This window comes from Amycolatopsis sp. SID8362 (genome assembly GCF_010550475.1).
In the GTDB taxonomy this organism is placed as follows: domain Bacteria; phylum Actinomycetota; class Actinomycetes; order Mycobacteriales; family Pseudonocardiaceae; genus Amycolatopsis; species Amycolatopsis eburnea.
This window is the reverse complement of sequence record NZ_JAAGNB010001084.1, coordinates 1-6,553: the sequence shown is the minus strand read 5'-3', so window position 1 is coordinate 6,553 and position 6,553 is coordinate 1. Positions and strand designations below refer to the sequence as shown.

5 protein-coding genes and 1 pseudogene are annotated in these 6,553 nt (G+C 70.0%); all 6 read right to left on the bottom strand.

From position 1 onward, the window contains the following. Window positions 1–2,149, bottom strand: a 2,149-nt coding sequence (locus G3I65_RS33935) for a BTAD domain-containing putative transcriptional regulator (RefSeq protein ID WP_160699718.1), incomplete at its 3' end; no start/stop codon positions are given. Between the two features lie 643 nt (window positions 2,150–2,792). Continuing rightward, complete coding sequence (gene thpD / locus G3I65_RS33930) at window positions 2,793–3,695, bottom strand: ectoine hydroxylase (RefSeq protein WP_160699717.1); 903 nt, start codon at window positions 3,693–3,695, stop codon at window positions 2,793–2,795. A gap of 31 nt (window positions 3,696–3,726) precedes the next feature. Further along, window positions 3,727–4,119 (bottom strand): ectoine synthase, encoded by a 393-nt coding sequence (locus G3I65_RS33925; RefSeq protein ID WP_160699716.1) that lies wholly within the window; start codon window positions 4,117–4,119, stop codon window positions 3,727–3,729. A 12-nt stretch (window positions 4,120–4,131) separates the two neighbouring features. Beyond that, entirely contained in the window at window positions 4,132–5,385 is a 1,254-nt protein-coding gene (gene ectB, locus G3I65_RS33920; protein WP_160699715.1) for a diaminobutyrate--2-oxoglutarate transaminase, read from the bottom strand. A 15-nt stretch (window positions 5,386–5,400) separates the two neighbouring features. Beyond that, window positions 5,401–5,910 carry a diaminobutyrate acetyltransferase gene (gene ectA, locus G3I65_RS33915; protein ID WP_166640925.1) on the bottom strand — a complete coding sequence of 170 codons (510 nt, stop codon included), beginning with the start codon at window positions 5,908–5,910 and terminating at the stop codon, window positions 5,401–5,403. A gap of 262 nt (window positions 5,911–6,172) precedes the next feature. Beyond that, a pseudogene (locus G3I65_RS33910) lies at window positions 6,173–6,553 on the bottom strand (DUF3376 domain-containing protein); the annotation flags it as partial.

Here is a 6,553-nt window from a genome sequence, read left to right as displayed (position 1 = left end):
AGCACTGCCCGGCGACGTCGCCCGCGGCTTCGGCGGCCGCGACGCCGAGGTCGGCCATCCGCGTCCACTCGTCCAGCAGCGGGCAGGCGACGCGGTAGCTGTGCCCGAGCCGGGCCAGCCGCCAGACGTCGTCGTGGCGGCCCGCGGCGAACGCGGCGTCGAGGACCGCGAGGAGGTTCGGCCACTCGGCCGCGAACCAGTCGTGTGCCTCGGTGAAGTCGCGGATCGGGGGCATGGCGTCGTCGGCGAGCACGCCGGTGAAGTCGAGCGGGTCGGCGACCGGGCCCAGCCGGCGCCGCGCCCGGTCGGCGACGGCCTGGTAGTAGCGGACGGTCCAGCCGAGCGCCTCGTCCCGCTCCTTCTCGCCGAGTTCCTGTTCCGCGAGCTCACGCAGGTAGAGCCAGACGAGGTCGTGCGGGACGAAGACGTCACGGGCGGTCTCGGCGATGAGGTTGTGCGCGGCCAGCGCGCGCAGCCGCCGTCGTGCCTCGGTGACCGGGATCTGCGCGACGGCGGCCATCACGTGCGGCCCGACCAGCACCCCGGGCACCGTGCCGAGTTGCAGGAACGTCTCGGCGATCTCGCCGGGCAGCCCGCGGAAGGAGACGTCGAACGCGGCGCGCACGCCGTCTTCGGCGCCCTCGACCTGCAGGCCGGCCAGCCGGGTGCGCTCGTTGCCCAGCTCGTCGATCAGCTCCTCCGCGGTGCGCAGCGCGCTCGCCGACAGCCGCGCGCCCGCGATCCGCAGGGCGAGCGGGAGGTAGCCGCAGAGCCGCGCGAGGGCGTGGTTGAGATCGGCCGGGCCGGCCAGCTCCTCGATCAGCCGGACGGCGTCGTCGGGGGCGAGGGTGCCGAGCACGCGCTGCTTGGCGGCGTTCGACACGGTCAGCCCGTCCAGGCGCGAGCGGCTGGTGACCACCGTCATCGTGCGGGCGCTCGGCGGCAGCAGCGGGCGCACCTGCTCGGCGGTGCGGGCGTCGTCGAGCAGCACCAGCATCCGCCGCCCGGCGATCAGCGACCGGTAAAGCGCGACGCGTTCGTGCAGCAGCTCGGGGATCTTCGCGGTTTCGACGCCGAGGCCGAGCAGGAACTGGGTGAGCAGCTCGGCCGGCTCCAGCGGCGGGTGGTGCGGGTCGAAGCCGCGCAGCGACGCGAACAGGACGCCGTCCGGGAACCGCGACGCGACGCGGTGCGCCCACCACACGACCAGCGTGCTCTTGCCGACCCCGGCGGTTCCGGTGACCACGGCGATCGTGGTCTCCCCGGCTTCGGCGCGGGTGACGAGCGCGTCGAGCCAGGCCAGCTCGTCCCCCCGCCCGGCGAGGCTCGGCACGGCAGCGGGCAACTGCGAAATCGGCTTCGCGGCGGCGTCGCTTTCACGTGAAAGCGCCCACCTGGGGGCGGCACTTTCACGTGAAAGTGCCGGGAGGTCGTCGTTGAGGACGCGCTCGTGCAGCCAGCGCAGCTCGGTGCCGGGCTCGACGCCCAGGGTGCCGAGGGTGGCGCGCGAGACGGTCCGGTACAGCTCGAGCGCGTCCCCGCGGCGCCCGGCGTGGTAGAGCGCCCGCATCAGCTGCCCCGCCGTCCGCTCGGCCAGCGGATCGGCCCGCACGATCGGGCTGAGCTCGACGATCAGCTCGGCGTGCCGCCCGAGCTCGAGGTCGGCGTCGACGCGCGCGCCGTGCACGGCCAGGCGGAGGTCTTCGAGTTCGGGGGCCCGCAGCGAGTCGGGCACCCCGCCGAGCGCGGGCCCCTGCCACAGCGCGAGCGCCTCGGCCAGCAGCGCGGCCGCGACCTCGGGGGTGGCCAGCGAGGCCCGGTCCAGCAACGCGTGCGCGCGGTGGACGTCGACCCGGTCGGGATCGACGTCGAGCCGATAGCCCGGCGGCGTGGTGAGGATGCTGGGGCCGTCGATCTCCCGAAGGATCCGCCGCAGGTGCGAGACGTTGCCGTGGATGATCGTCCGGACGGTCGCGGGCGGATCGTGCCCCCACAGCGCGTCGATGATGTCGTCGAGCCCGACGACCTTCCCCGGCTTGAGGGCGAGCAGCGCGAGCAGGCCGCGGACGCCGGGTCCGCCGATCGGCACGGGTTCGCCACCGTGGACGAGCTGGACGGGCCCGAGCAGCTGGAACCGGATCGGGGCCATGCTCGCGCCCACCTCCCCGGGGTCCACGGTTGTCCCGGCGTCGCCCTCGCCGGGAAAATCAACCTACCGTGGCTGCCCGCCGCCGAGTACCACCCGCCCGGGGACGGCGGAGGCCCGGCACCAGGAGTTTTGGCCACTCTGCGGATTCCGCAGCGTCGGTGTTCACGCCCTGCGACATCCCGCGGGCGGGCCGCTGCCCTGGCACACCGGCCCGCCGGCCACTCGCCACGGCCGGCGCCGGTCGGTTCAGACCGAGGGCGGTCGGCCCCCGGCGACTTGCCTGAGGCCTGGCCCGGACGTAGTGAATGACTCATTCATGTCGCCAGACGACATGAATGACTCATTCATGTCATCCGGCCCCCGGGATCTCAGGCCGCCGAGACGGGCCACGCGACCGGCCCCGGACGTGGAACGACCCCGTACCACCGGTCCCGATCCGGTGGTACGGGGTCGTGCTGGAACTCCCGGCCGGGCCGCCAGGGGGCGCGGTCCGCCCGTCGTCTTCGCGGGCGATCGGGCGGGTGTGCTCACCCCGAGCGAAGCACCCGCCGCCGATCGTCTGCCAAGACGTCTGTTGCGCGGACCACACGCCCACGCGGTGGCGACACGGTAACAAAGCGCACCGAGTTCGTCACCGGCGGGCTCACCTCGTGATCGGCGACGAGTCTCGTCCCGCGATGAAGGCCGGTCGCGGGACGCTGGCCGCGAACGGTTCCTGCAGCGCGTTCTCCACGCTGTTGAACACCAGGAAGATGTTCGAGCGCGGGTACGGCGTGATGTTGTTCCCGGAGCCGTGCATGATGTTCGAGTCGAACCACAGGGCCGAGCCCGCCTGGCCGGTGAACTGGTCGATGCCGTGCTCGGCCGCCATCTTGGTGATGTCGTCCTCGCTCGGCACGCCGACCCGCTGGTCCTTGAGCGAGCTCTTGTAGTTCTCGTCCGGCGTCTCGCCGGCGCACTGGACGAACGTCCGGTGCGAGCCCGGCATGATCATCAGGCCGCCGTTGAACGGGTAGTTGTCGGTCAGCGCGATGGAGCAGCTGACCGCGCGCGGGGCCGGCATGCCGTCCTCCGCGTGCCAGGTTTCGAAGTCCGAGTGCCAGTAGAACCCGGTGCCCTTGAAGCCCGGCATGTAGTTGACGCGGCTCTGGTGGATGTACACGTCGGAGCCGAGCAGCTGCCGGGCCCGGTCGAGCACGCGCGGGTCGCGCACCAGTTCGGCGATCAGGTCCGAGATCTCGTGGACGTCGAAGATCGACCGGACTTCACCGGTCTTCGCCTCGGTGATCACGCGCTCGTCTTCGGCGAGCTCGGTGTCGGAGGACAGCCGCACCAGTTCCTGCCAGTACGTCTGCACTTCCCCGACGGAGAGCATGTCGTCGACCACGGTGTAACCCTTGGTCTCGTGGTTCGCCAGTGTGGCGGCGTCGATCGGACCGTCGGCTTCGGTACCCCACACGGTGGGGTGCACGCGCGGCAGATGAGCCGGCGTACCGGTGATCCGGGTCGGGTAACCGTCGTCGACCCGGGTGTCCGTCAGCGTCACGGGCTTCGCCTCCTGTTTCCTCTCCGGTGTTTTACGAGTCCTCGGTGATCAGCGGGTACACGCCGTTTTCGTCGTGCACCTCGCGGCCGGTCACCGGGGGGTTGAACACGCACACGCACTTGATCTCGGTGCGCGGCCGGACCTGGTGCTTGTCGTGGTCGTTGAGCAGGTACAGCGTCCCCGGCTTGAGCGGGTACACCTTGCCGGTCGCGAGGTCTTCGATCTCGCCCTCACCGGAGGTGATGAACACCGCCTCGATGTGGTTGGCGTACCAGAAGTCGTTCACCGTTCCCGCGTACAGCGTGGTCTCGTGGACCGAAAAGCCGACGCCCTCCTTGGCGAGGATGATTCTCTTGCTGCGCCAGTTGGGGGTCTTGATGTCGGCGTCGGTGTCGGTGACCTCGTCGAGCGTGCGGACGAGCACGGGCGTACTCCTTTACTTCTTCAGGACGGCCTTGATGGACTCGTCGATGATCGACAGGCCCTGGGTGAGCTCGTCGTCGGTCAGGGTCAGCGGCGGCAGCAGCTTCATGACTTCGCCGTCGGGACCGGAGGTTTCCATCAGGAGGCCGCGCGCAAACGCTTCCGCGCAGACGCGCCCGGCCAGGTCACCGTTCTGGAACTCGATGCCGCGCGCCAGGCCGCGGCCCTTGGCGAGCAGTTCGGCCTCGGGGTAGGCCTCGACGATGCCGGAGAACGCGGCGGCGATGCGCTCGCCCTTCGCCTTCGTCGACTTCTCGAGCTCGTCGTCGCTCCAGTAGGCGTCGATCGCCGCCTTGGCCGTGACGAACGCCGGGCTGATGCCGCGGAACGTGCCGTTGTGCTCGCCGGGCTCCCAGACGTCGAGCTCGGGCTTGATCAGCGTCAGCGCCATCGGGATGCCGTAGCCGCCGATCGACTTGGAGAGGCAGACGATGTCCGGCTTGATCCCGGCGTCCTCGAAGCTGAAGAACGGTCCGGTGCGGCCGCAGCCCATCTGGACGTCGTCGAGGATCAGCAGGATGTTGTGGCGCTTGCAGAGTTCGTCGAGGCCCTTCAGCCACTCCAGGCGCGCGGCGTTGATGCCGCCTTCGCCCTGCACGCCTTCGACGATCACCGCGGCCGGCTCGTTGAGCCCGCTGCCGGAGTCTTCGAGGAGCTTCTCGAAGTAGAGGAAGTCCGGCATCGCGCCGTCGAAGTACTTGTCGTACGGCATCGGGGTGGCGTGCACCAGCGGGACGCCGGCGCCGCCGCGCTTCATCGAGTTGCCGGTGACCGACAACGCGCCCAGGGTCATGCCGTGGAAGGCGTTGGTGAAGTTGATGACCGATTCCTTGCCGGTCACCTTGCGCGCCAGCTTCAGCGCCGCCTCGACGGCGTTCGCGCCACCCGGACCCGGGAACACGACCTTGTAGTTCAGGTCGCGCGGGTCGAGGATCTTGTCGCGGAAGGTCTGCAGGAAGTCCCGCTTGGCCACGGTGAACATGTCCAGCGCGTGCGTGACGCCGTCACGCTGGATGTAGTCGATGAGGGCCTGCTTCAGCACCGGGTTGTTGTGCCCGTAGTTCAGCGCGCCGGCGCCGGCGAAGAAGTCCAGGTAGGCCTTGCCGCTCTCGTCGTAGAGGTGGCTGCCCTGCGCGCGGTCGAACACGACCGGCCAGCCGCGGCTGTAGCTGCGTACTTCGGATTCGAGCTCTTCGAAGATGCTCATGGTGTTTCTTTTCTCCTACTCGCCCGGATCTTTGCGTGGTGTGAGCGGACCGATGCGGTAAAGCTCTTCGGCCAGGTGCCCGGCTTCGGGGAAATCTTCCCCGGCGAACAGCACACTGGATTCCATCGCGGCGTTCCACCGCTTCGCGAACGACGCGAAGAGCCGGATGGACGCCTCGTTGTCCGGGGTGATGGTGGTCTCGAGGTAACGCACTCCGTCGGCGACGAGTCTCGTGTAGAGGGCGTCGAGCAGGGCCCCGGCCAGGCCCTTTCCGCGCTGCGACGCGTCGACCGCCACCTGCCAGACGAGCGCTGCTTCGGGCTCGTCGGGCCTGCGGTAGGCGATGACGAATCCGACCGCCTTGCCGTCCTCGCGCGCGACCACCGAAGACCCGGCGAAATCGCGGCACCACAGCATGTATGCGTACGGCGAGTTGAGATCGAGCTTGGCGGAATCGCGCGCGATTCTCCACAGCTCCGCGCCGTCCGCCTTGGTCGGGGATTCGATCAAGTGCGTTACGGACATACTCAGGAAACGTAACAGAGAATTTTCCACCCGCCAGCGACGCAGCTCACGACCCCCGTCATGACCTGCGGCGACGCGGGGTACCCGGTGAGGAGTCCCACAAACATGTTTGAAGCGGACGCTGCTTGGGCACACGCGCGCCTGGGTCGCTCGCGCGTGGCTCGCGACCTATCCGCACGATGAACCCAAACGGGGTTGATCGCAAGGCGACGGGCCGATCACGCTCCGGCCCGAGGCGTCGCTTTCACGTGAAAGCGACGCCTCAGGCACGCTTGCGGTGGCGGACGCCGCGCACGATCGCGCTCACCGGCATCACCACCGCGGGCAGGATCAGCAGGCCCGACACCACCAGCCACCACACCGCGCCGTCGCCGCGGCGCCAGCCGGCGACGACCGAGCCGAGCCAGCCGAAGAACGGCTGGGCCAGCGGTGGCAGGAACGCGGCCAGCAGCAGCGCCGCCACCACGAGCACCCCGAGCGCGGCGAACAGCTTGCGCGCGAAGTGGCCCATCGTGAGCAGCGCCGTCGCCAGGTAGACGACCGCGCCCGCCAGCACCGAGAGGCCGATCCACTGCAGCACCGCGCCGCCGTTGCCGCCGAGCACCAGGCCCGCCAGCAGCGCGAGGACGCCGGCGGCGAGCGA